The sequence below is a fragment of the Pseudoalteromonas sp. RW-H-Ap-1 genome, assembly GCF_048318575.1.
Lineage (GTDB): Bacteria > Pseudomonadota > Gammaproteobacteria > Enterobacterales > Alteromonadaceae > Pseudoalteromonas.
In genome coordinates, this window is record NZ_CP166996.1 from 2,757,076 (window position 1) to 2,780,927 (window position 23,852).

At 40.6% G+C, this 23,852-nt stretch carries 20 protein-coding genes and 1 pseudogene; 16 read left to right on the forward strand and 5 right to left on the reverse strand.

Annotation, left to right across the window (positions count from 1 at the left end):
• Nucleotides 1–32 precede the first annotated feature (32 nt).
• From AB8618_RS13215 to ruvX, 6 genes and pseudogenes are all read left to right on the forward strand, one after another.
• Entirely contained in the window at nt 33–926 is an 894-nt protein-coding gene (locus AB8618_RS13215) for a hypothetical protein (protein ID WP_010391581.1), read from the forward strand.
• A gap of 77 nt (nt 927–1,003) precedes the next feature.
• Nucleotides 1,004–1,477, forward strand: coding sequence for a hypothetical protein (locus tag AB8618_RS13220; RefSeq protein ID WP_010391582.1), 474 nt, complete (start codon nt 1,004–1,006; stop codon nt 1,475–1,477).
• 70 nt (nt 1,478–1,547) lie between these two features.
• A pseudogene (rsmE, locus tag AB8618_RS13225) lies at nt 1,548–2,281 on the forward strand (16S rRNA (uracil(1498)-N(3))-methyltransferase).
• A 66-nt stretch (nt 2,282–2,347) separates the two neighbouring features.
• Entirely contained in the window at nt 2,348–3,298 is a 951-nt protein-coding gene (gshB, locus tag AB8618_RS13230; RefSeq protein ID WP_010391584.1) for a glutathione synthase, read from the forward strand.
• Nucleotides 3,299–3,425: 127 nt separating this feature from the next.
• Entirely contained in the window at nt 3,426–3,983 is a 558-nt protein-coding gene (locus AB8618_RS13235; RefSeq protein WP_010391585.1) for a YqgE/AlgH family protein, read from the forward strand.
• Nucleotides 3,984–4,000: 17 nt separating this feature from the next.
• Complete coding sequence (gene ruvX / locus AB8618_RS13240) at nt 4,001–4,450, forward strand: Holliday junction resolvase RuvX (protein ID WP_010391588.1); 450 nt, start codon at nt 4,001–4,003, stop codon at nt 4,448–4,450.
• Nucleotides 4,451–4,653: 203 nt separating this feature from the next.
• On the opposite strand, the gene AB8618_RS13245 is transcribed toward ruvX, so the two are convergent.
• Nucleotides 4,654–5,790 carry a PilT/PilU family type 4a pilus ATPase gene (locus AB8618_RS13245; RefSeq protein ID WP_413400782.1) on the reverse strand — a complete coding sequence of 379 codons (1,137 nt, stop codon included), beginning with the start codon at nt 5,788–5,790 and terminating at the stop codon, nt 4,654–4,656.
• Nucleotides 5,791–5,799: 9 nt separating this feature from the next.
• Nucleotides 5,800–6,840, reverse strand: coding sequence for a type IV pilus twitching motility protein PilT (locus AB8618_RS13250; protein WP_010391590.1), 1,041 nt, complete (start codon nt 6,838–6,840; stop codon nt 5,800–5,802).
• Between the two features lie 2 nt (nt 6,841–6,842).
• On the opposite strand from AB8618_RS13250, the gene AB8618_RS13255 reads away from it, so the two are divergent.
• The 8 genes from AB8618_RS13255 to AB8618_RS13290 all read left to right on the forward strand — a co-directional run bounded on the left by AB8618_RS13255 (nt 6,843) and on the right by AB8618_RS13290 (nt 14,185).
• On the forward strand, nt 6,843–7,556 hold the full coding sequence (locus AB8618_RS13255; RefSeq protein WP_413400783.1) for a YggS family pyridoxal phosphate-dependent enzyme: 714 nt from the start codon (nt 6,843–6,845) through the stop codon (nt 7,554–7,556).
• A gap of 17 nt (nt 7,557–7,573) precedes the next feature.
• Complete coding sequence (proC, locus tag AB8618_RS13260) at nt 7,574–8,395, forward strand: pyrroline-5-carboxylate reductase (RefSeq protein WP_138609266.1); 822 nt, start codon at nt 7,574–7,576, stop codon at nt 8,393–8,395.
• A 26-nt stretch (nt 8,396–8,421) separates the two neighbouring features.
• Complete coding sequence (locus AB8618_RS13265; protein WP_008113334.1) at nt 8,422–8,955, forward strand: YggT family protein; 534 nt, start codon at nt 8,422–8,424, stop codon at nt 8,953–8,955.
• Nucleotides 8,956–9,013: 58 nt separating this feature from the next.
• Nucleotides 9,014–9,457: a DUF4426 domain-containing protein gene (locus AB8618_RS13270; protein ID WP_413400784.1), complete on the forward strand. Its 444-nt coding sequence runs from the start codon at nt 9,014–9,016 to the stop codon at nt 9,455–9,457.
• A 2-nt stretch (nt 9,458–9,459) separates the two neighbouring features.
• Nucleotides 9,460–10,059, forward strand: a complete 600-nt coding sequence (locus tag AB8618_RS13275; protein ID WP_413400785.1) for an XTP/dITP diphosphatase — start codon at nt 9,460–9,462, stop codon at nt 10,057–10,059.
• Nucleotides 10,056–11,192: a radical SAM family heme chaperone HemW gene (hemW, locus tag AB8618_RS13280; RefSeq protein WP_413400786.1), complete on the forward strand. Its 1,137-nt coding sequence runs from the start codon at nt 10,056–10,058 to the stop codon at nt 11,190–11,192. The genes AB8618_RS13275 and hemW overlap by 4 nt, the downstream gene beginning before the upstream one ends.
• Before the next feature lie 84 nt (nt 11,193–11,276).
• Entirely contained in the window at nt 11,277–13,109 is a 1,833-nt protein-coding gene (locus AB8618_RS13285; protein ID WP_076918452.1) for a DUF885 domain-containing protein, read from the forward strand.
• A gap of 416 nt (nt 13,110–13,525) precedes the next feature.
• On the forward strand, nt 13,526–14,185 hold the full coding sequence (locus AB8618_RS13290) for a hypothetical protein (RefSeq protein ID WP_409423909.1): 660 nt from the start codon (nt 13,526–13,528) through the stop codon (nt 14,183–14,185).
• Here AB8618_RS13290 and AB8618_RS13295 read toward each other — a convergent pair.
• Nucleotides 14,177–14,893 carry an SIMPL domain-containing protein gene (locus tag AB8618_RS13295; protein ID WP_075169840.1) on the reverse strand — a complete coding sequence of 239 codons (717 nt, stop codon included), beginning with the start codon at nt 14,891–14,893 and terminating at the stop codon, nt 14,177–14,179. The two genes, AB8618_RS13290 and AB8618_RS13295, sit on opposite strands and share 9 nt — an antisense overlap.
• Nucleotides 14,894–15,273: 380 nt before the next feature.
• Between AB8618_RS13295 and AB8618_RS13300 the strand changes: the two genes are divergently transcribed.
• Entirely contained in the window at nt 15,274–17,940 is a 2,667-nt protein-coding gene (locus AB8618_RS13300; protein ID WP_413400787.1) for a bifunctional acetate--CoA ligase family protein/GNAT family N-acetyltransferase, read from the forward strand.
• A gap of 8 nt (nt 17,941–17,948) precedes the next feature.
• Complete coding sequence (locus AB8618_RS13305) at nt 17,949–18,893, forward strand: ion transporter (protein WP_413400788.1); 945 nt, start codon at nt 17,949–17,951, stop codon at nt 18,891–18,893.
• Between the two features lie 26 nt (nt 18,894–18,919).
• Here the strand turns inward: AB8618_RS13305 and AB8618_RS13310 are convergent, their stop codons facing one another.
• On the reverse strand, nt 18,920–23,425 hold the full coding sequence (locus AB8618_RS13310; protein WP_413400789.1) for an EAL domain-containing protein: 4,506 nt from the start codon (nt 23,423–23,425) through the stop codon (nt 18,920–18,922).
• Nucleotides 23,426–23,442: 17 nt separating this feature from the next.
• Nucleotides 23,443–23,850, reverse strand: a complete 408-nt coding sequence (locus AB8618_RS13315) for a GNAT family N-acetyltransferase (protein ID WP_138609142.1) — start codon at nt 23,848–23,850, stop codon at nt 23,443–23,445.
• Nucleotides 23,851–23,852: the final 2 nt, after the last annotated feature.

Genomic DNA, 23,852 nt, shown 5'->3' on the forward strand with positions numbered 1-23,852 from the left:
AACCTATCAAGGTAAATCTATTTAGGAACACCATGTCATACTTGTCATTATCTAACACTAGTTTAGTTGCGATTGCTATTAGTTTTGTGGTTATTTGTATTATTATCATCAGTTTAAGAATTATTACTCAAATAAAAGCAAAACAAGCACTTAAAGAAGAATTAGCGCAACATGATAACTTTGCAATGGGAATTAGTTTTGCTTCTGAAATATCAGTCGTGATCGCCACGATGGCATTTTTGTTCGATGAAATTAGTATTAGCACCGCTCAATCAAATCCGCTGAAAGTCATTTTATTAATTGTGCTGTTATTTTCGTTTATAAAAATGGGACATTTAATCCACCGTAAATGGATTTTACGCCGCTTTAATGAAGAAGCAGCTATATTAAAACAAAACGTTTGTGCTGCGTTGGTTGATTCAGGCATGCTGATTGCCAACTGCATTTTAGTATTGGGTTTATATACGTGGACACACACTCAAGGCTTTAGTAATTTATTAATAGCCTCGGTAAGCTTTTTTGTTTTACAAGGCATGTTTGCCCTAGACAGTAAAATACGCGAAAACCGCTTTGCTAAAGCCAACCAAGGGGCCTCTTTGCAAAGTAACTTTGGTTTAGAAAACACCTCCATTGGTATTCGCTATGCGGGTAAATCAATAGGCTTAGCTCTTGCTGCGTATGCTGGTTTATCGAGTGCGGCGTTTCAAAACGGTAAAATGGTAGAGAACTTATTTACTTTGGTAATGCATTGCGGTGTGATGTGGCTGTTACTATACTGTTTAACGTATATTATAAAAATTATTTCAATGCCAAATATAGATACCGCACTTGAAGTCGATCATCAGGATAATATTGGCATTGCCTGTATTGAATTTGCTGTATTTTGTGCTATTGGTTATTTATTAATAAGTATGTTTTCAATTTAGTACCAAACTCATTAAATTTAGCCGTTGCTTAACGTCCCTATTTAATTGTTTGGTAAATTAACAGGGACTTTAGGCATATGGCAATTAAAACAGGAAGTTATCTATTAATCGATATAGATAACGAGTTCAGCCGAGCATTTGTAAAACATTACATAAATACTAATGATGCTGCTAAAAAGGACATCATAATAGCCGGTGCGAACACGCAAAAGCTGGTTAAAATGATGTTTGATGAACTCGTTAAAGATTATTGCTATTGCGATATTGAGAACGAAATCAGTATTTCAGAACTGGCCAGCTACCTTCACGAACACCACAATGTTCAAGGCGTATTATTCAACCAAACAGATTATTTGCTCGCTGATGATACACAGCGCTTTATTTATAATTCATTACATGAAAAACGCTATATTATTAGTCAAACCAATCATGGCTATGACATTAACCCCATAAATGAAGAGTGCCATTCAAATCATTTGTCCTGTGATACCGATATAGCCCAAACCGCACAAGAACTAACAGAGCTTGCAGTCCCTGAATATGAAAAATAAATAATTGCACCCAAGCCTTTGCTTACTTACCATAGAGGGATATAACTTCTATGTAAAAAAGTGATTTGCCATGCGAGTGCCTCATATTTATCAATCATCACCAATTGCCCTTAATACTCCTTTAAACCTTGACGATGATGCTGCAGGGCACATAGGCCGTGTGTTGCGCATGAAAGTGGGCGAGCAGGTTTCTATTTTTAATGGTGAAGGCGGAGAGTTTCTAAGTGAAATTATTGAGGTGAGTAAAAAGAGCGTGGTTGTTATGCCGCTTGAATTTAATCCTCATGACGTTGAATCACCATTAAAAATTCATTTAGGCCAGTGCGTATCCCGTGGTGACAAAATGGATTTTACCATTCAAAAGTCTGTTGAATTAGGGATCACTGAAATCACCCCTATTTTTAGCCAGCGCTGCGGCGTAAAACTAAGTGGCGACCGCTTAGAAAAAAACACCAGCAATGGCAAAAAATAGCCATTGCCGCAGCAGAGCAATCTGGGCGCAACTTTGTGCCAAAAGTACACTCACCTGTTGATTTAAAAACCTGGCTTGAACAGCAAACAGCTGCCATTAAATTAACTTTGCATCCTCGCGCCGAACACAGTATTAAAACCCTTACCGTTCCCGATGACGGCGTGCGCTTTTTAGTAGGGCCTGAAGGCGGATTTACCGACGATGAAATAGCACAAACAAAGCAACAAGAATTTGTAGATATTCGCTTAGGCCCGCGGGTACTTCGCACAGAAACAGCAGCGTTAACCGTTTTAAGCGCACTGCAATTACAATTTGGCGATTTAGCTAATTGAAATAACTAAAAGCACCCACATATCAAGATTACAGTTGTAAAAAACACATAAACTAAGGCACAGCGCATGGCAATTAAGTTAGGTATTATTTCAGATCCTATTAGTGGATTTAATATTAAAAAAGACACCGGTTTTGCAATGATGATGCAAGCTCAAACCCGTGGCTACGAAATTTACTACATGGAAATGGATGATTTATCGCTGCGTCAAGGCAATGCCTACGCTACTGCAGCCAAAGCACAGGTTTTTGATAACGCAGAAAAGTGGTACCAACTTGAAGAAAAAACCACCATTGCACTGGCTGACTTAGACGTTATTTTAATGCGTAAAGATCCGCCTTTTGATACTGAATATATTTACGCAACCTATATTTTAGAACGTGCTGAGCAAGCGGGTACTTTAGTTATTAATAAGCCACAGAGCTTGCGTGACGCCAATGAAAAACTATTTACCGCTTGGTTTAGTGAGCATACACCTGATACGTTAGTTACGCGCAGCCAAAAGCAAATCCGTGAATTTTTAGCCGAGCACAAAGATATTATTTTAAAACCATTGGATGGTATGGGCGGTGCTTCTATTTTTAGAGTAAAAGCAGATGATGCCAATATTGGCGTAATATGCGAAACCTTAACTGAGCATGGCAGTCGCTTTGCGATGGCGCAAAATTACATTGAAGAGATCACTCAAGGTGACAAGCGCGTATTGGTTGTTGATGGTGAAGTTATTCCTTATTGTTTAGCGCGTATCCCACAAAACGGCGAAACGCGCGGTAACTTAGCCGCCGGCGGACGTGGTGAAGCACGCCCAATTAGTGAGTCAGATCTTAAAATTGCTCAAGCAGTTGCCCCTACATTGAAAGAAAAAGGCTTAATATTTGTTGGCTTAGATATCATTGGCGATAAGTTAACTGAAATTAACGTAACAGCACCAACCTGTGTTAAAGAAATTGAGGCCGCTTACGAGATTTCTATTACCGGTATTTTATTTGATGCTATAGAGAGAAAGCTTAGTAAATAATATTAAAGCCATAACAAAATTTAAGCAGTGGCGCTTCTATAGTCACCGCTTAAAGTTGAATAAATTTTAGTGTTAAAACATGGGACTATGCCATACTCAAGATTCAATAACTAAAAGGGTAAAAATTATGCAGTCATTAGAAAATCATTTTTTAATCGCAATGCCATCAATGCAAGACCCTTTTTTTAAACGTGCGGTCACTTATATTTGTGAACACAATGAAGAAGGCGCTATGGGACTTGTTATCAATCAGCCGATTGATGTTACCGTAGGTGAGCTACTCGACAAAATTGATATTGATAACGATAAGTCGCAACATGCTGCGCAAGTGACAGTGTATGCTGGCGGGCCGGTAAAAACGGATCGTGGCTTTGTACTACATTCACCAAAACCGGGGTATTCGGCAAGCCAAAAGTTGAGTAGTGATATTATGATCACTACCTCAAAAGATGTATTAGCCACATTAACTACTGCTCAAGCACCCGAGCAATTTATAATTACCTTAGGTTACTCAGGTTGGGAGCAAGGCCAGCTAGAACAAGAGCTACTTGATAATAGCTGGTTGATTATAAAAGCCGACCCTAAAATAATTTTTGATACCCCAGTGGAAAAGCGCTGGGAAATGGCAGTCTCTATGCTTGGTTTTGATGTTAGCCAATTAAGCCCTGAAGCTGGACATGCCTAATAACATAAAAGACAAACATGACTAAAAAAACTGTAAAAGCGCAAGGTGAGCGCACCGTAATGGGATTTGATTTTGGTACTAAGAGCATTGGTATTGCAATTGGTCAAGAATTGACAGGCAGCGCCACCAGCCTAAAGGCGGTGAAAGCTCAAGATGGCATCCCTAATTGGGATGACATTGCTGTACAGGTAAAAGAGTGGCAACCTGACTTAATGGTGGTTGGCTTACCGCTTAATATGGATGGCACCTCACAAGAGGTTACCTTTAAAGCCAAAAAGTTCGCCAATCGATTGCATAATCATTACGGTATTGCGGTTCATACTCAAGATGAGCGCTTAACTACCGCTGATGCTAAAGCACGATTGTTTGAACGTGGTGGTTATAAAAACTTAGGTAAAGGCAACGTAGATAATATGTCTGCGGTGATTATTCTAGAGAGCTTTTTTGAAGCCAGTTATGGCGAATAAATTGATTTAACAAAAAAGCGCCTAAGGCGCTTTTTTTACGTGTGGATTTTGACTAGGGTCTGTTAGTCTTTACGGATTAAAACTCGTTCAAACTAGGAGCAATTTAATCGCGGCGCGAGGTTTGTAACCTAGTGGGTTCGATAATTGCTCCTACGTTATTCTACTGGCTTACATCCATGTAGGCAGCAACGAGTTAATTGTCCTTAGGTAATATTACCTTTATCATCAAGGCCATCAATGGTTACACCTTGCAAAAAGCCTGCCCCTTGCTGCTCGTTATTACGCAGTTTTATCATTAAACGTAAATCATTTGGCGAGTCTGCATGATGAAGTGCATCGGCATAGTTAATCCGTTGCTGTCTGTAAAGCTCAAACAGCGCTTGGTCAAAGGTCTGCATGCCCATTTCAGTTGATTTGGCCATAGTTTCTTTAATACCACCAATGTTACCGTTTTTAATCAGCTCACTCACCATTGGCGTATTCAATAATACCTCTATAGCAGCAGCACGTCCCTCCCCATCAGAGGTTGGGATAAGCTGCTGGGCAATAATAGCGCGTAAGTTTAATGCTAAATCATATTTAAGCTTATCGTGCTTCTCTTTTGGCACTAAATGCATAATACGATCAATAGCTTGGTTAGCATTGTTAGCATGCAAGGTGGCAACACATAGATGACCTGTTTCTGCAAAGCTTAACGCATACTCCATAGTTTCTTGCGATCGAATTTCACCAATTAAAATAACATCAGGCGCTTGTCGTAAAGAGCTTTTGAGTGCTGACTCAAAACTTTCAGTATCTAAGCCCACTTCACGTTGAGTAATAATGCTTTTTTTATGTTCATGCACAAACTCAATGGGATCTTCTATAGTTAAAATATGCCCTCGTTGATTACGATTTCTATAACCAATAAGCGCCGCCAAAGAGGTTGATTTACCTGTTCCCGTACCACCGACAAATAATACCAGTCCGCGCTTTGACATAATCACATCAGTAAGCGCTGAGGGCAATCCAAGTTCTTTTACATCAGGTATTTGGGTCACAATCCGGCGAATAACCATCCCCGCTCTGTCGCGTTGCCAAAAAGCCGAAATACGAAAGCGCCCTTCACTGGTTGCAATCGCAAAGTTACACTCTTTAGTGTTATGAAACTCTGCTTTTTGCTTTTCACTCATCGCTGATTCAACTAATTCCAGCGCTTGCTCATCGGTTAGTTTGTCATCATTAAGAGGTGTGAGCTCACCATTAATTTTAGCGCTGATAGGCAGCTGGCTTGATACAAATAAATCAGAGCCTTTTTTGTCGATCATTATTTGTAAAAAGTGATTTAGAGATAAAGTCATAATAATTCCTTAAGCGCTAAACTGCGTCTTATCTTGTGCTTTTGTATACGCCGCAGAGTGAGTGATAATGCCTCGGTTAACTAGATTCGTTAAACATTGATCCATGGTTTGCATCCCTTGCGATGCACCGGTTTGAATTGATGAATACATTTGAGCAATTTTATCTTCACGAATTAAGTTACGAATAGCGGGCGTTGCCAACATAATTTCGTGTGCAGCCACTCGCCCACCACCGACCTTCTTGATCAGTGTTTGTGAGATAACCGCACGCAATGATTCGGAAAGCATAGAGCGGATCATGTCTTTTTCTTCACCAGGAAATACGTCAATAATACGGTCAATGGTTTTAGGTGCCGACGTGGTATGCAAAGTACCAAATACTAAGTGACCGGTTTCAGCCGCAGTCATAGCAAGACGAATAGTTTCTAGATCTCGTAACTCACCAACCAAAATAACATCAGGGTCTTCACGCAATGCACTTCGCAAGGCATTAGAAAAACTATGTGTATCGCGGTGAACTTCACGCTGGTTAATTAAGCTGAGTTTATTATCGTGCACAAATTCGATAGGATCTTCAATGGTCAGTACATGGTGATGTTTATTTTGATTTATATAGTCCACCATGGCTGCGAGTGTAGTCGACTTACCTGAGCCTGTAGGACCGGTAACTAAGACTAAGCCTCGTGGGTTATCTGAAATTTGTTTAAATATTTCCGGCGCGCCTAAATCTTCAAGTGTCAGTACGTCACTCGGGATTGTACGGAACACGGCAGCAGGACCACGATTAGAGTTAAAGGCATTTACACGAAAACGTGCTAAATTAGGGACTTCAAAAGAGAAATCCACTTCGAGATTTTGTTCATAGTCCTTACGCTGGTTATCGTTCATAATATCATAAACCAGACTGCTGACTTCTTTATCTCCAAGTGCTGGTATATTAATTCGTCGCACATCGCCATCAACACGTATCATAGGTGACACCCCTGATGATAAGTGCAAATCTGATGCTTTATGTTGCACACTAAATGCCAATAATTCGGTGATATCCATTTATGACTCCACAACTAACTGATAAATATATGGTTACAATAGCAGAACGACTCACATCCGCCTACGCTAGAATTGCAGAGGCAGCGCAAAATGCACAGCGCAATAGTAACGACATTACGTTACTTGCAGTATCTAAAACCAAACCCGTCTCTGATATTATGGCAGCATATGAGCAAGGGCAACGCCAATTTGGTGAATCTTATGTTCAAGAAGCTGTAGATAAAATAGCGCAACTAGCCACATTTAGCGATATTGTTTGGCATTTCATTGGCCCTATACAGTCAAATAAAAGCGCTTTGGTGGCTGCTAATTTTGACTGGGTACAAAGCGTCGACAGACTAAAAATAGCAAAACGCTTAAACGCTCAGCGCCCACAGGGAATGCCCGCACTTAATATACTGATACAAGTTAATATTAGCGCAGAAGACGCGAAATCCGGCTGTGCCGTAGAGGAAATAGACCAACTAGCACAATTTATAAGCCAATGCTCGCAATTAAAACTACGCGGACTAATGGCTATTCCTGCAAAAAGTGACGATGCTAACACGCAAATTAAATATTTTGAGCTATTACAAACTTGCTTTGATAAACTACAGACCCAATATCCTCATATAGATACGTTGTCGATGGGGATGAGTAACGATGTAGAGGCTGCCATAGCGGCAGGTTCAACCATGGTGAGGATCGGCACAGATATTTTTGGAACACGAACTTAAAAGGTGATAACAGACATATGTCAGATAAAAAAATCGCATTTATAGGCACAGGTAATATGAGCTACGCCATCATTGGTGGCATGGTAAAAAACGGCTTTAACGCAAACAACATAATTGCGACTAACCGCAACCAAGAAAAACTAGCCAAGGTAGCATCCGACTTTAAGGTGCAAACCACCAGTGACAATAACGAAGCTATGCGCGATGCAGATGTCATTGTTCTGTCTGTTAAACCACAAATGATGGGCGACTTGTGCCAATCATTTCAAGATTCAGGCATCGACTTTAGTGATAAATTATTTATCTCAGTCGCTGCAGGTCTAACCGTTAAACGCTTACGTGAAATGCTTGGCCAAGATGTGAAAATGGTGCGTTGTATGCCAAATACACCGTCGTTACTTGGCCGTGGTGTATCGGGCTTGTATGGCGCTGGCGAAACGCAAAGCGAACATGAATTTGTACAACAAGTTTTTGAATGTACAGGTATAGTTGTGTGGGTAGAGCAAGAATCGCAAATTAACGATATCATTGCTGTGACAGGCTCTTCGCCAGCTTACTTTTTCTTATTTATGGAAGCGATTGAAGAAAAAGCGAAAGCACTTGGCTTTAATGATGAAGACGCGCGTCGCTTAGTACAGCAAACAGCGCTAGGCGCAGCTGAAATGGCACTTAGCCAACCAGATATTAGCATTTCGCAACTGCGCGCCAATGTAACCTCAAAAGGCGGTACCACGCATGCAGCTGTTGAGCATTTAAAAGCGCAAGGTTTAACCCAAACTGTGGGTGATGCAATGGATGCGTGTATTGCGCGTGCAGTGCAAATGGAACAAGAACTTTAAAACCATTTTTTATTGAAGGTTATACTATGAATGCCATGCAATTTTTAATTAGCACCTTGTTTGATCTATTTTTAATGGTGGTACTACTGCGTTTTTGGCTACAGTGGGCAAAAGCCGACTTTTACAACCCGATGAGCCAATTTGTGGTCAAAGCCACTTCGTTTGCAGTTAACCCGCTGCGAAAAATCATTCCAGGGCTAGGCGGGCTTGATTTAGCCTCTTTGTTGCTGGCATTTATAGTGGCTGCGGCAAAAATAAGTACATTAATGTGGCTTATTTATAGCTCTTGGGCTATTCAACCTGTGCTTATACAGGCGCTAATAACTGTTTTAAAAGAAGGTTTAAATTTAGTCTTTTGGGTGTTAATCATCCGCGCTATTTTAAGCTGGGTAAGCCAAGGCTATAACCCAATTGAAGCGGTATTCCATCAGCTTACTGAGCCAATGTTAAAGCCGATCCGTAAAATTTTACCGCCATTGGGGGGATTAGATTTATCGGTATTGGTACTGATTATCGGCATTCAGTTTTTACAAATGCTGCTAATGGACCTTTTAGCTTAAGCATAATGTAATATAAAAGAGGCCTAGCGCCTCTTTTTTACATATTCAGGAGTTAACCATGCAACGTTTAATAAAGTTTTGTTTTATTGCTTGTCTCGCTTTAGCATTTAATGCACACAGCGCTCAAGAACAAGGCGCCCAATACAAAGAGCTAGGCCCTTGGCAAGTTCATTACATAGCCTTTCCATCAACGTTTATTCAACCGCAAATAGCTAAAGCCTATGACCTTGAGCGTAGTGGCTATAAAGGCATTGTTAATATTTCAATATTAAAAAGTGATGCTGATAAAGCCGCTCAAAAAGCGACATTACAAGGTACCGCTAAAAACTTATTAGGTAACAAGCAAACCCTTAACTTTAAAGAAATAGTTGAAGGCGATTCAATTTATTACCTAGCACAAGTAGATTACACCAACGAAGAGATTTTACGTTTTGAAATTGAAATCCAACAAGGTAATCAGTTTCAAACATTAAAGTTTAAGCAAAAATTTTACGTAGATTAAATATGACCAACACCTTAGTACTTGCAACCGGCAACCCCGGAAAAGTGAATGAGCTGGCTAACATGCTCAGTTCACTTAATATTAATGTTGTACCGCAAAGCGACTTTAATGTCAGTGACGTAGCCGAAACAGGCACCACGTTTGTAGAAAACGCGATAATTAAAGCGCGTCATGCGGCTAAAATTACCGGACTGCCTGCTATTGCAGATGATTCAGGCTTAGAAGTTGATGGCCTGAATGGCGCGCCAGGTGTTTACTCTGCTCGTTTTGCAGGAAATAGCGCAAGCGATCAAGATAATATCGATAAATTACTGGCTGACTTAGGCGACAACCCTAATCGCAGTGCCCGTTTTTGGTGCGTGTTGGTACTAATGCGTCATGCTGACGACCCTACCCCGCTAATATGCAGTGCTAGCTGGGAAGGTGAGATTACCCTTAGCCAACACGGTGAAGGCGGCTTTGGCTACGATCCTATCTTTTTTGTACCATCAGAAAATTGCACCAGTGCCGCACTGACTAAAGAGCAGAAAAATGCTCTGAGTCATCGTGGGCAAGCACTTAATAAATTATTACAAGAGCTACAACACAAAGGCGGCCTGTGAACCTTCCTCCACTGAGTTTATATGTGCACGTACCTTGGTGCGTGCAAAAATGCCCTTACTGCGACTTTAACAGCCACGGACAAAAAGGTGACATCCCTGAAGCTGAATATGTGCAGCATTTAATTGACGATTTAAAAGCTGATTTACACTTAGTGCAGGGGCGAAAAATTCACAGCATTTTTATTGGCGGCGGCACGCCAAGCCTATTAACCGGCGCGGCATACACCCGTTTACTCAATGAAGTAGATAGCCTTATAGGCCTAGCCGATAATTGTGAAATAACCCTTGAAGCAAACCCCGGCACAGTCGAAACTGGCCGTTTCAAAGATTATGTAAAAGCAGGGATTAACCGTATCTCTATAGGCGTGCAAAGCATGCAAAACGATAAATTAAAAGCCTTAGGCCGAATTCATGGTGCCGATGAAGCCAGTTATGCAGCACAACAAGCTAGTGAAGCAGGGTTGAATAGCTTTAACCTTGATTTAATGCATGGCTTACCAGGGCAGTCACTCGATGACGCACTAAGTGATTTAAAACAAATTATTGCCCTCAACCCACCACATATTTCTTGGTATCAGCTCACCATTGAGCCTAATACGCAATTTGCTTCAAAACCGCCCACGTTGCCACAAGATGAAACCTTATGGGATATTCAAGAACAAGGCCAAGCATTGTTAGCCCAAGCAGGCTATCAGCAATACGAAATCTCAGGATATGCAAAACCGGGCTTTCAATGCCAACATAACTTGAATTATTGGCGGTTTGGCGATTATCTTGGTATTGGCTGTGGCGCCCATGGTAAGGTTACTGATGCGAAAACGGGGGTGATAACACGCACTGAAAAGGTTAAACACCCACGGGGCTACATGGACATTATTAAGCCCTACTTGTACAAAAGCTGGCAAGTAGAACAAGACGACTTAGCGTTTGAGTTTTTTATGAATCGCTTTCGTTTAACAGAGCCATGCCCGATTGAAGACTACAGTGCATTGACTAATCAGCCATTACAAAGCCAACAAGCGGCTTTAAATAAAGCTCTTAACACAGGTTTATTAATAGAAAAAGACGGCCACTGGCAAGTAAGCCTTAAAGGCCATCGCTTTTTAAATGACCTGCTAGAATTGTTCGTATAACGCTTTTGGCGTTATGCGCATGTAAAGTAAATACATGAAAAATTAAAATACCCTAATGGGTTTCTAACAACAAAAGGGAAACGAATGCGTAAACTTACTCTAATTGCTGCCACGGTAAGCGTGGCACTGCTTGCAGGTTGCCAACAAGCAACACAACAATCAACGCCTGCACCTGCGGTTCAAGCTCAACCTGTACAAAGTGAAATTGATAAAGCGAATGCTTTTTTTGAAGACACTTTTAATCGTGATGTAATGAGCAGCCCAGTTTATCAAACCTACATGGGCATCAAAAAAGATTACGATAAATGGGATGACAACAGCGAAGAAAAAGCGCTTAAAGACTTGGCACAAACTAAAGCCGATTTGGTCACGCTCAACAGCATTGACCGTGCGCAATTAGATGCAGCTACTCAAGTAAGTTATGATTTAAAAAAACAAGATTTAGAAGCTAGCATTGCTGATTTTAAATGGCGTTACCATAACTACCCAGTAAACCAAATGTTTGGTACGCACTCTATGGTGCCGGCTTTTTTAATTAACCAGCATCAAATTAGCAACGTAAAAGAAGCAAACGATTATATTGCTCGTTTAAATGGGGTGCCGGGTGTATTTGATCAACTTATTACCGGCTTAGAAATTCGCGCCGATAAAAACATCATCGCGCCTAAATTTGTATTTCCACACGTGATTGATTCAAGCAAAAACATCATTAAAGGTGCACCGTTTGAACAAGGTGAAGATTCTACGCTTTTAGCTGACTTTAAACGCAAAGTAAATGCATTAGAAATCGACCAAGCTGAAAAAGATGCACTTATTAGTAAAGCGACTGAAGCATTAAAAACGGCAGTTAAACCTGCTTACTCTAAGTTAATTAACTACATTGCACAGCTAGAAAAACGTGCTGATAACCGTGACGGTGCTTGGAAATTCCCTGATGGCGAAGCGTTTTACAATAACGCGCTTAAACGTACTACCACGACAGACCTTACCGCAAAAGAAATTCATGCCATCGGCCTTGCCGAAGTGTCACGTATTCATGATGAAATGCGTGCCATCAAAGATAAAGTTGGCTTTGAGGGCGACTTAAACGCCTTTATGCAGTTTATGAAAACCGACAAGCAATTTTACCTTGCTAATACTGAAGCGGGTAAAGCGCAGTACCTAAGTGAAGCTAAAGGCTTAATTGATAACATGAAAACACGCTTAGATGAGCTGTTTATTGTAAAACCAAAAGCCGACATGATAGTAAAACGTGTTGAAGCTTTCCGTGAAAAAGCGGCAGGTAAAGCGTTTTATCAACAACCTGCGCCAGATGGTTCTCGCCCAGGTATTTACTACGCCAACCTCTATGACATGGAAGCAATGCCAACTTACCAAATGGAAGCTCTAGCTTACCATGAAGGTATTCCGGGTCATCACATGCAAATTGCTATTTCACAAGAATTAGAAGGCGTGCCTAAGTTCCGTAAATTTGGTGGTTACACAGCCTACATTGAAGGTTGGGGTTTATACTCAGAGTTACTACCAAAAGAAATGGGCCTTTACGAAGACCCGTATTCAGATTTTGGTCGTTTAGCTATGGAGTTATGGCGTGCCTGTCGTCTAGTGGTTGATACCGGTATTCACGCAATGAAGTGGACTCGCCAAGAAGGTATTGATTACTACGTTAACAACACTCCTAACGCCACTTCTGACGGTGTAAAAATGGTTGAGCGTCATATTGTAATGCCATCACAAGCAACGGCTTACAAAGTGGGTATGCTGAAAATTTTAGAACTACGTGAAGCGGCTAAAAAGCAGCTTGGCGACAAGTTTGATATTCGTCAATTCCACGACGTAGTGCTTAAAAATGGCCCTGTACCATTAAACGTACTAGAAAACTTTGTTGATGAGTGGGTTGCTAGCAAACAAGCTTAATTATCTAGGGTCTGTGACCTTTCAAGGTTAAATTTGCAGCAGTCTGTTTGGTATTTAGGCAAGGCAGAGCCTATGTGGTGTGGTTATTCCCCATAAATAGGCGATAACGCAGTATCAATGCCAAACAGGCGCTGCCCGAAGGGTTCTGCCTAGGGGCGATTTACTCTTTGTTGCCTACATGGATGTAGGTAAGTGGCGTGAGCAGGACGCGGAAGCTTTGCTCGGTTTTGACTTAGCCCACTAGGTTACAAACCTCGCGCCGCGATTAAACCGCCCCTAGTTTGAACAAATTTTAATCCACAAAGGTAAACAGACCCTAGTAACTACTTAAACATATAAAAGGTCGCGATTGCGGCCTTTTGTTTTATAAAGCAAAAAATTAAGCTAGGATAAAGTAGGTATTCAAGGAGAACAGAATGGATCTAAGCATACAGCTACTCAATGCGCGTATTAAACAACAACAGTTTGATGAGCTTGATAATGACTTTAAAAAGCTCACTGACGCTCAAAAAGTGATGCAGCTTAATTACCTGTTTGAAAGCGCGTTACGCATGAGTATTAAATACGATTTTATGCAAAATATTGCCGTGCGAATTTTAGCGAGCAATACGCCACCAGCGCCGTTTATTGAACAGCTAACCAGTTTAGATGCACTGAGCTTTTTTACTCCTGCGCTTAAATTAAATAAAGGCTTTATCAGTACAGATAATCATGGCAATAACGTGTTACATAATGTGTTCAAGCACGCAGCGCCGAGTCAATTGCCTTTTAACTATGTTCGCTCGTTAATGTTATTTGAATCTAATGAAGAGTTACTGCATGCATTGGCGCAAATCAATCAGTACGGGCTCACTCCTGTGGCCAGCTATATCGTTTATGCACATAAGCCCAACATACCGGTAAAACATGAGTTTTCAGCCTTACTGGCATTAATGGAAATAGAACAAAAACAAAATCCTAGAGCAAAATTACAATTGCTTGAGGCATTAAAAAACGACCCTCCAAGCGAAATAACTTTGCTGTTAAGCGCCGCATATTTACAGCGCTCTACTGAACAAGTAGCAGCACTAATCTGATAAGTAATATTCTACGCTGGTAACCACGCGTACATTTTTAATTTGCGGTGTGTTTGAATCCCGATCGCTAATACTAAACTGCCCTTGGCGTGCGGTTTTAATTTTACCTAAAAGGGAGTTTGAATCTTTCGCGAATTTATTTGCTACTTCACGGGCTTTTTCTGTGGCCTCTTGCACCATGGCAGGTTTTATATCGTTAAGCCCAGTAAAAATATATTCAATACGAGTTTGATAGTTATCTTGGACTATGGCTATATTTTGTTTAGCTAACTGACTCACTTTACTCAGTGCGTTTTTAACTTTATCGGGGGCATTAGAGTAAACAATAATATTTGAGCTAATAACGTATCTAAACTTTTGATTGTCGTTCGCATATTCACGCGCTTGCTTATCAATAATAGATTGAGTGCCTGTCGATATTTCCTCATCGTCAAAGCCATGTAGCTTTAAAAAGGCAATTACGGCATCGTTTTTTTGCTCAACTCGCTCAACAAGCTTTTCAAGGTTGTTATCGGCGTCATTAAACTGCAGCGGCCAAATAACAGTATCAGCGACCACTTCACGCTCTGCTAAGCCTTTTACCTGAACAGTGCGCTCCATGCCTTTAATATCAAGTGCGGCTCCTTTGATGATAAAGCCCAATGCAATTAAGCCGATGCTTAAACAAACTGCTGCCATAACAACGGTTACATTCGATATTTTATTCACTTCACTCTCCTTGACTAGGGTCTGTTGACCTTTGCGGATTAAAATTTGTTCAAACTAGGGGCGGTTTAATCACGGCGCGAGGTTTGTAACCTAGTGGGCTAAGTCAAAACCGAGCAACAAAGAGTAAATCGCCCCTAGGCAGAACCCTTCGGGCAGCGCCTGTTTGGCATTGATACTGCGTTATCGCCTATTTATGGGGAATAACCACACCACATAGGCTATGCCTTGCCTAAATACCAAACAAACTGCTGCAACTTTAACCTTGAAAGGTCAACAGACCCTAATATCAATAATAAGCATGTTCACGCTCGAAAAAACACAATAAACAGGTTACATTGAGACAGTACAGAACGCAAAAATTAATCAGCCAAGGAAACGCAATGAGTCTAAAACGTATTAGCCAGTTTTTTAACCCAAGCTCTGTCGCTGTTATTGGGGCATCAAACACCGCCACTCGCGCGGGTAATGTGGTAATGCGCAACTTACTGCAAGGTGGCTTTAAAGGGCCTATTATGCCTGTTACACCCAATCATACTGCGGTACATGGCGTATTGGCTTACCCCAACATTGAAGCCTTACCTAAAGTGCCTGATTTAGCCGTTATCTGTACCAATAAAAATACCTTGATGAAAATTATTGAGCAACTAGGGACACTTGGCTGTCATAGCGCCGTTATTATTGCGGATGGCTTAACCACAGCTCAAAAACAGGCACTTAAAGAGAACGCAGCGAAGCACAAAGTTACCCTACTTGGCTCAAATTGCTTGGGGTTACTTATTCCACATATAGGCTTAAATGCAAGCTTTTCCCATACGGTTGCCACGCCAGGTAAGCTGGCTTTTGTATCGCAATCAGCTGCGGTGTGTTCTACCATTCTTGATTGGGCAAAAAATAAAGAAATTGGCTTTTCGTACTTTGTATCTATGGGGGATTGTTTAGATATTGAGTTTGACGAAATTCTCGACTTCTTAGGCCGCGATGCCAAAACCAAAGCCATCTTACTGTACATCGATAATATTAATGATATTCGCAGCTTTATTTCTGCCGCTCGAGCAGCCGCATTTTCTAAACCTGTTATTGCTATTAAAACTGGCAGAACCAGCGCAGGGGCTCTCGCTGCTGAAATACACACTGGCGGAAAACAAAGCTCAGATGCAGTATATGATGCCATGTTTCAACGCGCGGGGATGTTAAGAGTAAACGACTTACGTGAGCTTTTTGCCGCCACTCAAACCTTGGCAATGCACCCTAAATTACTGCAAGTAGAGCAACTTACCATATTAACCAATGGTGGCGGCCCTGGAGTGATGGCCGTTGATGAACTTATTCAAAGCTCAGGAAAACTTGCTCAGCTCAGTGATGAAACTCGCGAAGCACTCAGTAAAGTGATCCCGCATTCAGACACCGTAGCCAATCCGGTCGATATATTTGGCGATTCTGCGCCAGTGCGTTACAAACACGCATTAGAAATATTACTAAATGCTAAAGAAGTTAAAAACTTACTGATCATTCATACTCCTTCAGCATTAGCTGCGAGTGAAAATTACGCTCAGGTTATTGTTGAGGCGCTAAATAAATTACCAAAAATGGCACGCCCCTATGTGATTACTAACTTTATGGGCGAAGATGCCGCTTTTGCTGCCAGACGCATCTGCGCTAATAACGCCATCCCTACCTATCGCACTCCAGAAGGCGCAGTAGGCGCCTTTATGCACTTAGTAAGCTACCGCCGTAACCAAAAGCATTTAACTCAAACGCCAGAATCGAACACTGACGATGCCACTATTAATAAAGCGGCAGCGAAAGCGACTATTAAAGAGTTTTTAGATGATGAGCAACACTACTTATCGACCCATCAAGCGAGTCACATTTTAAGTAGTTACGGCATAAACTGCATTCAAACTGAAGTTGCCTACACTCCAACCGAAGCCAAAGAGCAAGCAATAGAGCTGGGGTTTCCTGTGGCATTGAAATTGATTAGCCCAAGTATTCCCTCTAAGTCTGAAGTTGGCGGTGTAGTACTAAACCTTAATGATGCACAAGAGGTAGAGCAAACCGCATTTGCTATGCTGTTAAGAATAAAAAACACCTACCCTGACGCTGTAATTGATGGTTTTTCATTACAAAAAATGGCACCTAGGGCGGGAGCCAACGAGCTGCGTATCGCCATTAAAACAGAGCCTAATTTTGGTCCAGTTATTTTATTAGGTGAAGCCGGTACAGGGCTTGAATATGAACAGGCTGCAGTCGCTTTACCACCATTGAATATGAACCTAGCTAAATACTTAATTGCCGCCGCCCATGATAAAGGCGTACTTAAAGACCGCGTATTGCCTGAAAAAGTAGATAAATATCGCTTGTGTTCACTACTAACTCGAATTTCTCAATTGGTGGTAGATCAACCGGATATTACCTCATTAGAGCTAAATCCTATTCTAGCTAGTAATGGTCAGTTTTTAGTACTTGATGCCACCATGAACTTGAGCCAATATCAAATTCAGGCACACCGAAAACGTTTATCTATTCGCCCTTACCCCATTGAGCTGGTTGAAACGGTTACCCTAAAAAATGATACCTTAGCAACGCTCAGACCAATTAAACCTGAAGATGAGCAAGCACATCAAGCGTTTGATCAGTCATTAACCAAAGAAGATAGGTATAAGCGCTTTTTTGGTGAGTTGCCCCAGTTTAACCACGATCAACTCGCTAAAATGACACAAATTGATTACGACCGCGAAATGGCGTTTATTGTTACCCAAACACAAGACGAGCAACAACAGACATTAGGGGTTTCGCGAGTGATTATGGACCCAGATAACTTACAAGCAGAGTTTGCTATTGTAGTACGCTCTGATTGCCAAGGGCTTGGATTAGGGCGTATTTTAATGAATGCAGCAATTTCTCATTGTAAGCGCCAAGGGGTAAAAACCGTTGAGGGAATCACTCTCCCTGAAAACACCGGCATGATTGAGCTAGCTCGTAAACTCGGATTTAAAATTAGTCGTGATTTTGAAGAAGGCAGTATCAATATGTTACTCAAATTATAATAATTACTATGCAAAAACTTAGACAAACCATCAACCAAGTATTTGAGTCTTCAGGAAAGTACCAACGGGCCGGCCACTTTTTAGATGCCCTACTAATCACTATAATTATGATTAATGTGGTGGCCATTGTACTCGAATCAGTGCATAGCATTGCCACTGCGTACTATAACGAATTTTTAATATTAGAGCTGGTATCGGTTGCCATATTTAGTACTGAATACTTAATACGTGCTTGGACTTGTGTAGATAGAGTAAAATACGCCTCTATGGATTGCTCCAATACACAAAAACGGATCCGCTATATTTTATCACCTTTGGCTATCATCGATTTAATCGCCATTTTGCCAAGCCTGCTAATGCTTTTCTTTGCTTTAGACTTGCGTTTTTTACGCGTACTACGTTTATTAAGAGTATTTAAGCTCACTCGTTATTCACGGGCTATACAGCTGTTATTACAGGCATTTATTGATGAATCAAGTTCATTATTGGCTGCATTTTTTATTATGGCAGTAGTACTTATTTTAGCTTCATGCGGTATTTATTTATTAGAACATGACATTCAACCAGACAAGTTCGGCTCAATTCCAGCCGCTATGTGGTGGGCAATGGCAACACTAACTACAGTTGGGTATGGTGATGTTGTGCCAATAACACCGATTGGTAAGCTGTTTGGTGGTGTCATCACTCTAGTAAGCATGGGCATGGTGGCTATACCCACTGGTTTATTAGCGTCGAGCTTTTCAGAGCAAGTTCGTAAACGTCGTCAGTTATTTGAAGATGCCACCCATGAGCAAATAACCGATGGTAAACTCTCCGACGAGCAATTACATCACCTAGAAGATCTTCGCTACAAACTCGGGTTAAGTAAGTTAGAAGCTAATAAAGCAATAAAAGCGGAACTTAATAAACGCAGCTCACATTTATTTTGTCGCCATTGTGGTAAGCGCCCTTAATAACACATACACAAAGCAGAGGCGCTTTAAGCTTGTGAAAATACAGGCTGCCAATCGCGTTCAATGAGCTCAAGCACTTGCTCTTTAGGCACCGCTTTACTGAACAAATAACCTTGAAAGTAGCTGCAACCTTGAGCTTTTAAGAAGGCCAGTTGATGTGCGCTTTCAACCCCTTCAGCAATACACTCTTTACCTAAACTGCTGGCTAAAGTCAGCGTGGATTGAATAATCGCTTCATTATCTGAATCAATACCAATATCTTGCACAAAACTACGATCAATCTTTAATACATCAATGGGGAAGCGCTTTAAATACGTTAATGAAGCATAACCCGTTCCAAAGTCATCCATGTATAATTTACATCCGAGCTGCTTTAGTGCATCCATATTTTTAAGCGCATACTCTGAGTCTCGCATTAAAATAGACTCCGTTATTTCAAATACAATAGCCTCAGGCGGTAGTGCCGCATTACTCAATGCCTGGCGAATTTCAGGTATAAGCTCAGCAAACTCAAAATCAAGTGCTGATAAATTAATTGATAAATATAAATCGGGATTCACCTTGCGCCAACGCACCAACTGTACAAGTGCTCTTTTAAATGTTTGCAGCATAATTTTGGTAATTAAACCAATATTTTCAGCCACATTTGCAAACTCTTGCGTACTAGCTAGCTGATTTTCAGGCCAGCGTAATAACACCTCAAAGCCTACCGTTCTTTGTGTAGATGTACTAATTATAGGTTGATAGTAATTACAAAACTCATGCTCATGATACGCTTTGATCAATTGCGACTCTAAATGCAGCGCCCTTTCAATTTTTTGATTCATTTCTTGTTTGTAAAACTTGTAACCACCTTCTAAACCATCTTTAGCATAATAGAGCGCCACATTTGAAGCTTTTAACAGCGCTTTATAATGCGTCGCGTCATCAGGGAAAAGCGCCACCCCAATACTTAGATGAACCTTCACACTTTGGTTATTCATAGAAATGTCTTTACTCACACAATCCATAAGCTTGGTGCATATAAGTAATACTTCTTCTATTTGTTGAATATCTTCAACTAAAATAACAAATTCATCACCACTTAAACGCGCTACGCTATCACAGGGACGCAGTGCTATTTTTAAACGATTTGCCACCAGCTTAATAATCTCATCAGCGCTTTCTGTCCCAAATGAGTCATTAAAGTATTTAAAGCGTTTTATATTTACGTGTATTAAAGCGACTTTACTGTGATGGCGGCGCGCTTGATCTATGGCGTGCATAGCTCGGTCGTTAAATAGAGTTCTGTTTGGCAAACCCGTTAATGAATCGTAATTAGTTAATAAATGTAGCTCATTCTCAGCTGACTTCTGGGCATGAATATCCGTTAAAATAACCACATAACTGCTTAATCTTTGGCTTTCATCCGCTACAGCGCTTATTTTTACTAACACATGGCGCTGTTCCTTATTAGCCAATACCACAGTATCTTCACATGAGAAATGCTCACCTACTTCAAGTTTTTGCATAATGCGTAAATAATCAAAATAGCTACTGCGAGTCATACCTAAATTAAGTGAGCGAGTTGAACGAGGCTCTGCCGATAAAGCAAAAGCCGTTTGTAGCGACTTATTTGAAGCACGTATATTAAAGTTTTTATCTAAAATAAACACCCAATCTCGAGTCTGTTCAAACGCGGCAGTAAATAGTCGAGCGTGTTCTTCAAATGCCATCTCGCGTGTCATATTGGTATACGTACCCGCTACTTTTTGCGGAGTTGTTTCATTCCATTCAACCACTTTGCCAAAGTCTTTGTACCAGCGCCAATGACCTTTGGCATGACGCAATCGGTAAGTACAGTTAAAATATCCTTTGTCAGTTGATAAAAATTCTAACCACTCTAACCTAAAAATAGCACGCTCTTGTGGGTGAACTTTATCTAAGTAGTCATCTAAACTGACTGAGTCTTCCGCATAACCTAATTCGTTAACTAACCTTGGCTGATAAATATTTAACTGATTTGCTTGCCAATCCCATACCCCCGATTCACTTCCCTCTAGCGCAAGCTTTAAGCGCGCCTCGCTATCTTGGCTTTCTTTGTGTGCAGCTAATAAAATACGCTGTATTTTGTTACGTCTCATCACCCATGCAGTCACTACAGTGATCAACAAAATAGCATAAAGTGCTAAAAAGTAAGGGGCCCGCCATAACGGGTATTTCACTTTAATATTTAACGTTGCTGGCGGGGTATACTCACCCGTCAACGGATCCTTTGCCCAGACTTTTAACTGGTAGCTTCCTGGGTTTAATTTAGGAAACACCACGCGATTATTACGGGTATAACTTTTTTTACCTTTATCGAGCTGATATTCATAAATAATACGTTCTTGAAAACTGAATGACATCGCTGAGAACGCAATTTCAAGCCCTATATCATCATGATTTAAAGTAATATTTTTTAATGGCTGTTGTAAGTTAATCGACAAATTTCGAGACATTAAATTAATGCGAGTAATGTTGACATGTTCTAACAAACCTTGGCTATTTTTATTCTCTTTGGGATCAAAATAGGTAAAGCCTTTAAGGCTACCATAGGCAATTCGTCCATCATTTAATTTTGCCATAGCACCACTATTAAATTCAGCAGAAAGCACCCCGTCTGATGTAGTAAACTGCTGAAAATGAATAGTGTTAGGGTTTAGTCGCCATATTCCTTTATGACTACTCATCCAAATCATTCCCTCTTCATCTAGCACCATATCGTATAATAGTGTGCCTAATTTATTTTTATCTAAATCAATGGTATGCACTAATTCATAGCTGCTGGCATCAATTCCAATCAAACCAAAGTTAGATAAAGAGAGCCATAGAATCCCTTGCCTGTCTTCAATATACGAAAGAATTCTCACTGCAACATTGTCATGATGTTTGGGTACTTTATAAAGGGTATTTAAACTGAGCTCATCAGGATTAAACTGGTATAACACCCCACCACTAAAAAATAGCGGCCACTTTGGCTGAGAGGGCAATGGCGCTAAAAAGCCATGTGCTAAGAACGGGTCGAATTGGGAAAACTCGCCTTTTAATGGGGTTAAAATCAGGCTATCAATATTATATTTAAACATGCCATGATCAGGGTGAACAAAATATAAATCACCATTTTCTAACAAGGCAATACCATGCATCCAGTCGTTTAAAAATATTTGGTTCTTGGGGCTGGCAGTTTTAGGTTGAGTAAGCTGCTGGGTTTGGGGGTCAAAAATAAACAGCCCTCGGTTTGTTTGTAACCAGAGTTTATTTTTGTAAGGCATAATTTTGAAAATAGTAAATTCTGTGGTTAGTAAATCAACTTTATAATCTTTTAAATACACCGTTGAGGTGTTATTTTTTATATCAACCGCAGTTAAACCATTATGGGTACCTAACCATAACTTATCTTGGAATTGTTTAATTGCCCAGACTGAGTGATGCGAAAATCCATCCCCTCCCAGAGCATTTCCCTCCACATTATAAAACTTATAGTTGTCTCCCGATAAGTAAAAAGCACCATCAGTTTTAGTCGCAAGCCACATACCGCCTGATTTATCTTTTACCATATCAATAATGCTGGTATCGGCAAGGGTGTATTTACTTTGTTGAATACGTTTATTTTTAACCACCGTTTTGGTGGTCAAATTAAAGCTGAGCAGACCTTTGTCTGTTGCTAAATCAACAACCCCCTGCTGATTATCTATATCCCAAACATTTAAATCAGCCAGCAGCTTTTCATTTGTAAATGACTGCTCATTATTATTAAACAATGCCTCTATATTGCTAATATCAACAGCGTATAAACCTTTAACAGCCCCAACCAATAACCGATTACTATCACCCAGTGCAAATGACTTCACATTGTTTTGATAGATGTGTACATCGGTTTCGCTTAAATGCTCTAGAGGGCGTACTTGTTGCGTTGCAATATTAAATACATAAGCACCGTCTGTACTGCCAATAAAGATATAGCCATTGTAATGAAACAAGGTACGTACAAATGCATTTTCAAATTGCTCAGGCAGCTTAAATAAAGGAGTAATAGAGCCACTGGCTATATCAAGTTTTGCAAACACTCGCCCTTGTCCAATCCACAAGGATTTATCATCTGTGGCCAACATAGTAAAAACAGACTGCTGAAGAATTTGCTCTTCTGTCACTGGCTTTTTTAGATACTGCTGATAGGTATTTGTTTGCGGGTCATACCTGAAAAGCCCCGCTAACAAGGAAGCAATCCAAATTTGTCCTTCTGGATCTTGGTATATGCGATCAATAATGGTCTCTTCTAACTCACCATTTGGGCCATTAATTGGAATAACCTGGTAGCCGTCGTAGCGATTTAACCCTCCTTCAGTAGAGAGCCATAAATAGCCATTATTATCAATAAGCATAGTATTAACGTAGCTTTGAGATAACCCTTCGCTCGGGGATAACCTTTTTACTTGCGCTGTTGCAGCGAGGCTTATGAGCATAAATAGCACAAACATGGCTGTGATAAACCTATTAATACAGATGCCCATGTGTTTCCTATGCTGATTTAGGGTTGCTGATATTTCAATGCAATAATATTGCGGTGCTTGTATGCATCAAATAGCGTTAATAACTCAGGAGTATATGTTAACACCTGGTTAAAACCAAGTGCCTGATAAAAATCAGTAATATGTTGGTAAGCGAATGTGTAAACAACGTCGGTTTGCTGATTTAAAAGCGTGCTTAACAGCTTTGTTGCAACACCAGTTGAGCGGTATTCAGGGGCCACAAAAACAGTCGATAAAAATAAAAAAGTCGGTTTATGTTGTAACCGGCACGCCGCAATCATCGTGTGGTTATCGTAAGCGACCCACAGTTGGTCTTGTTTATTTGCGCGACCGCGAACTTTATGTAAGGTATAAAACTTATTTATTAAGGGCGTTTTAACTGGTTCTAATTGTTTTATAACAACCATAG

Excerpts from the sequence above, each read along its gene's own strand:
- AB8618_RS13285 (WP_076918452.1), top strand. The coding sequence starts at position 11,277 with ATGCGTAAACTTACTCTAATTGCTGCCACGGTAAGCGTGGCACTGCTT.
- AB8618_RS13220 (WP_010391582.1), top strand. The coding sequence starts at position 1,004 with ATGGCAATTAAAACAGGAAGTTATCTATTAATCGATATAGATAACGAG.
- AB8618_RS13235 (WP_010391585.1), top strand. The coding sequence starts at position 3,426 with ATGCAGTCATTAGAAAATCATTTTTTAATCGCAATGCCATCAATGCAA.
- AB8618_RS13300 (WP_413400787.1), top strand. The coding sequence starts at position 15,274 with ATGAGTCTAAAACGTATTAGCCAGTTTTTTAACCCAAGCTCTGTCGCT.
- proC (WP_138609266.1), top strand. The coding sequence starts at position 7,574 with ATGTCAGATAAAAAAATCGCATTTATAGGCACAGGTAATATGAGCTAC.
- AB8618_RS13290 (WP_409423909.1), top strand. The coding sequence starts at position 13,526 with ATGGATCTAAGCATACAGCTACTCAATGCGCGTATTAAACAACAACAG.
- AB8618_RS13265 (WP_008113334.1), top strand. The coding sequence starts at position 8,422 with ATGAATGCCATGCAATTTTTAATTAGCACCTTGTTTGATCTATTTTTA.
- AB8618_RS13310 (WP_413400789.1), bottom strand. The coding sequence starts at position 23,425 with ATGGGCATCTGTATTAATAGGTTTATCACAGCCATGTTTGTGCTATTT.
- AB8618_RS13270 (WP_413400784.1), top strand. The coding sequence starts at position 9,014 with ATGCAACGTTTAATAAAGTTTTGTTTTATTGCTTGTCTCGCTTTAGCA.
- AB8618_RS13245 (WP_413400782.1), bottom strand. The coding sequence starts at position 5,790 with ATGACTTTATCTCTAAATCACTTTTTACAAATAATGATCGACAAAAAA.
- AB8618_RS13250 (WP_010391590.1), bottom strand. The coding sequence starts at position 6,840 with ATGGATATCACCGAATTATTGGCATTTAGTGTGCAACATAAAGCATCA.
- AB8618_RS13275 (WP_413400785.1), top strand. The coding sequence starts at position 9,460 with ATGACCAACACCTTAGTACTTGCAACCGGCAACCCCGGAAAAGTGAAT.
- ruvX (WP_010391588.1), top strand. The coding sequence starts at position 4,001 with ATGACTAAAAAAACTGTAAAAGCGCAAGGTGAGCGCACCGTAATGGGA.
- AB8618_RS13315 (WP_138609142.1), bottom strand. The coding sequence starts at position 23,850 with ATGGTTGTTATAAAACAATTAGAACCAGTTAAAACGCCCTTAATAAAT.
- AB8618_RS13305 (WP_413400788.1), top strand. The coding sequence starts at position 17,949 with ATGCAAAAACTTAGACAAACCATCAACCAAGTATTTGAGTCTTCAGGA.
- gshB (WP_010391584.1), top strand. The coding sequence starts at position 2,348 with ATGGCAATTAAGTTAGGTATTATTTCAGATCCTATTAGTGGATTTAAT.
- AB8618_RS13215 (WP_010391581.1), top strand. The coding sequence starts at position 33 with ATGTCATACTTGTCATTATCTAACACTAGTTTAGTTGCGATTGCTATT.
- AB8618_RS13255 (WP_413400783.1), top strand. The coding sequence starts at position 6,843 with ATGACTCCACAACTAACTGATAAATATATGGTTACAATAGCAGAACGA.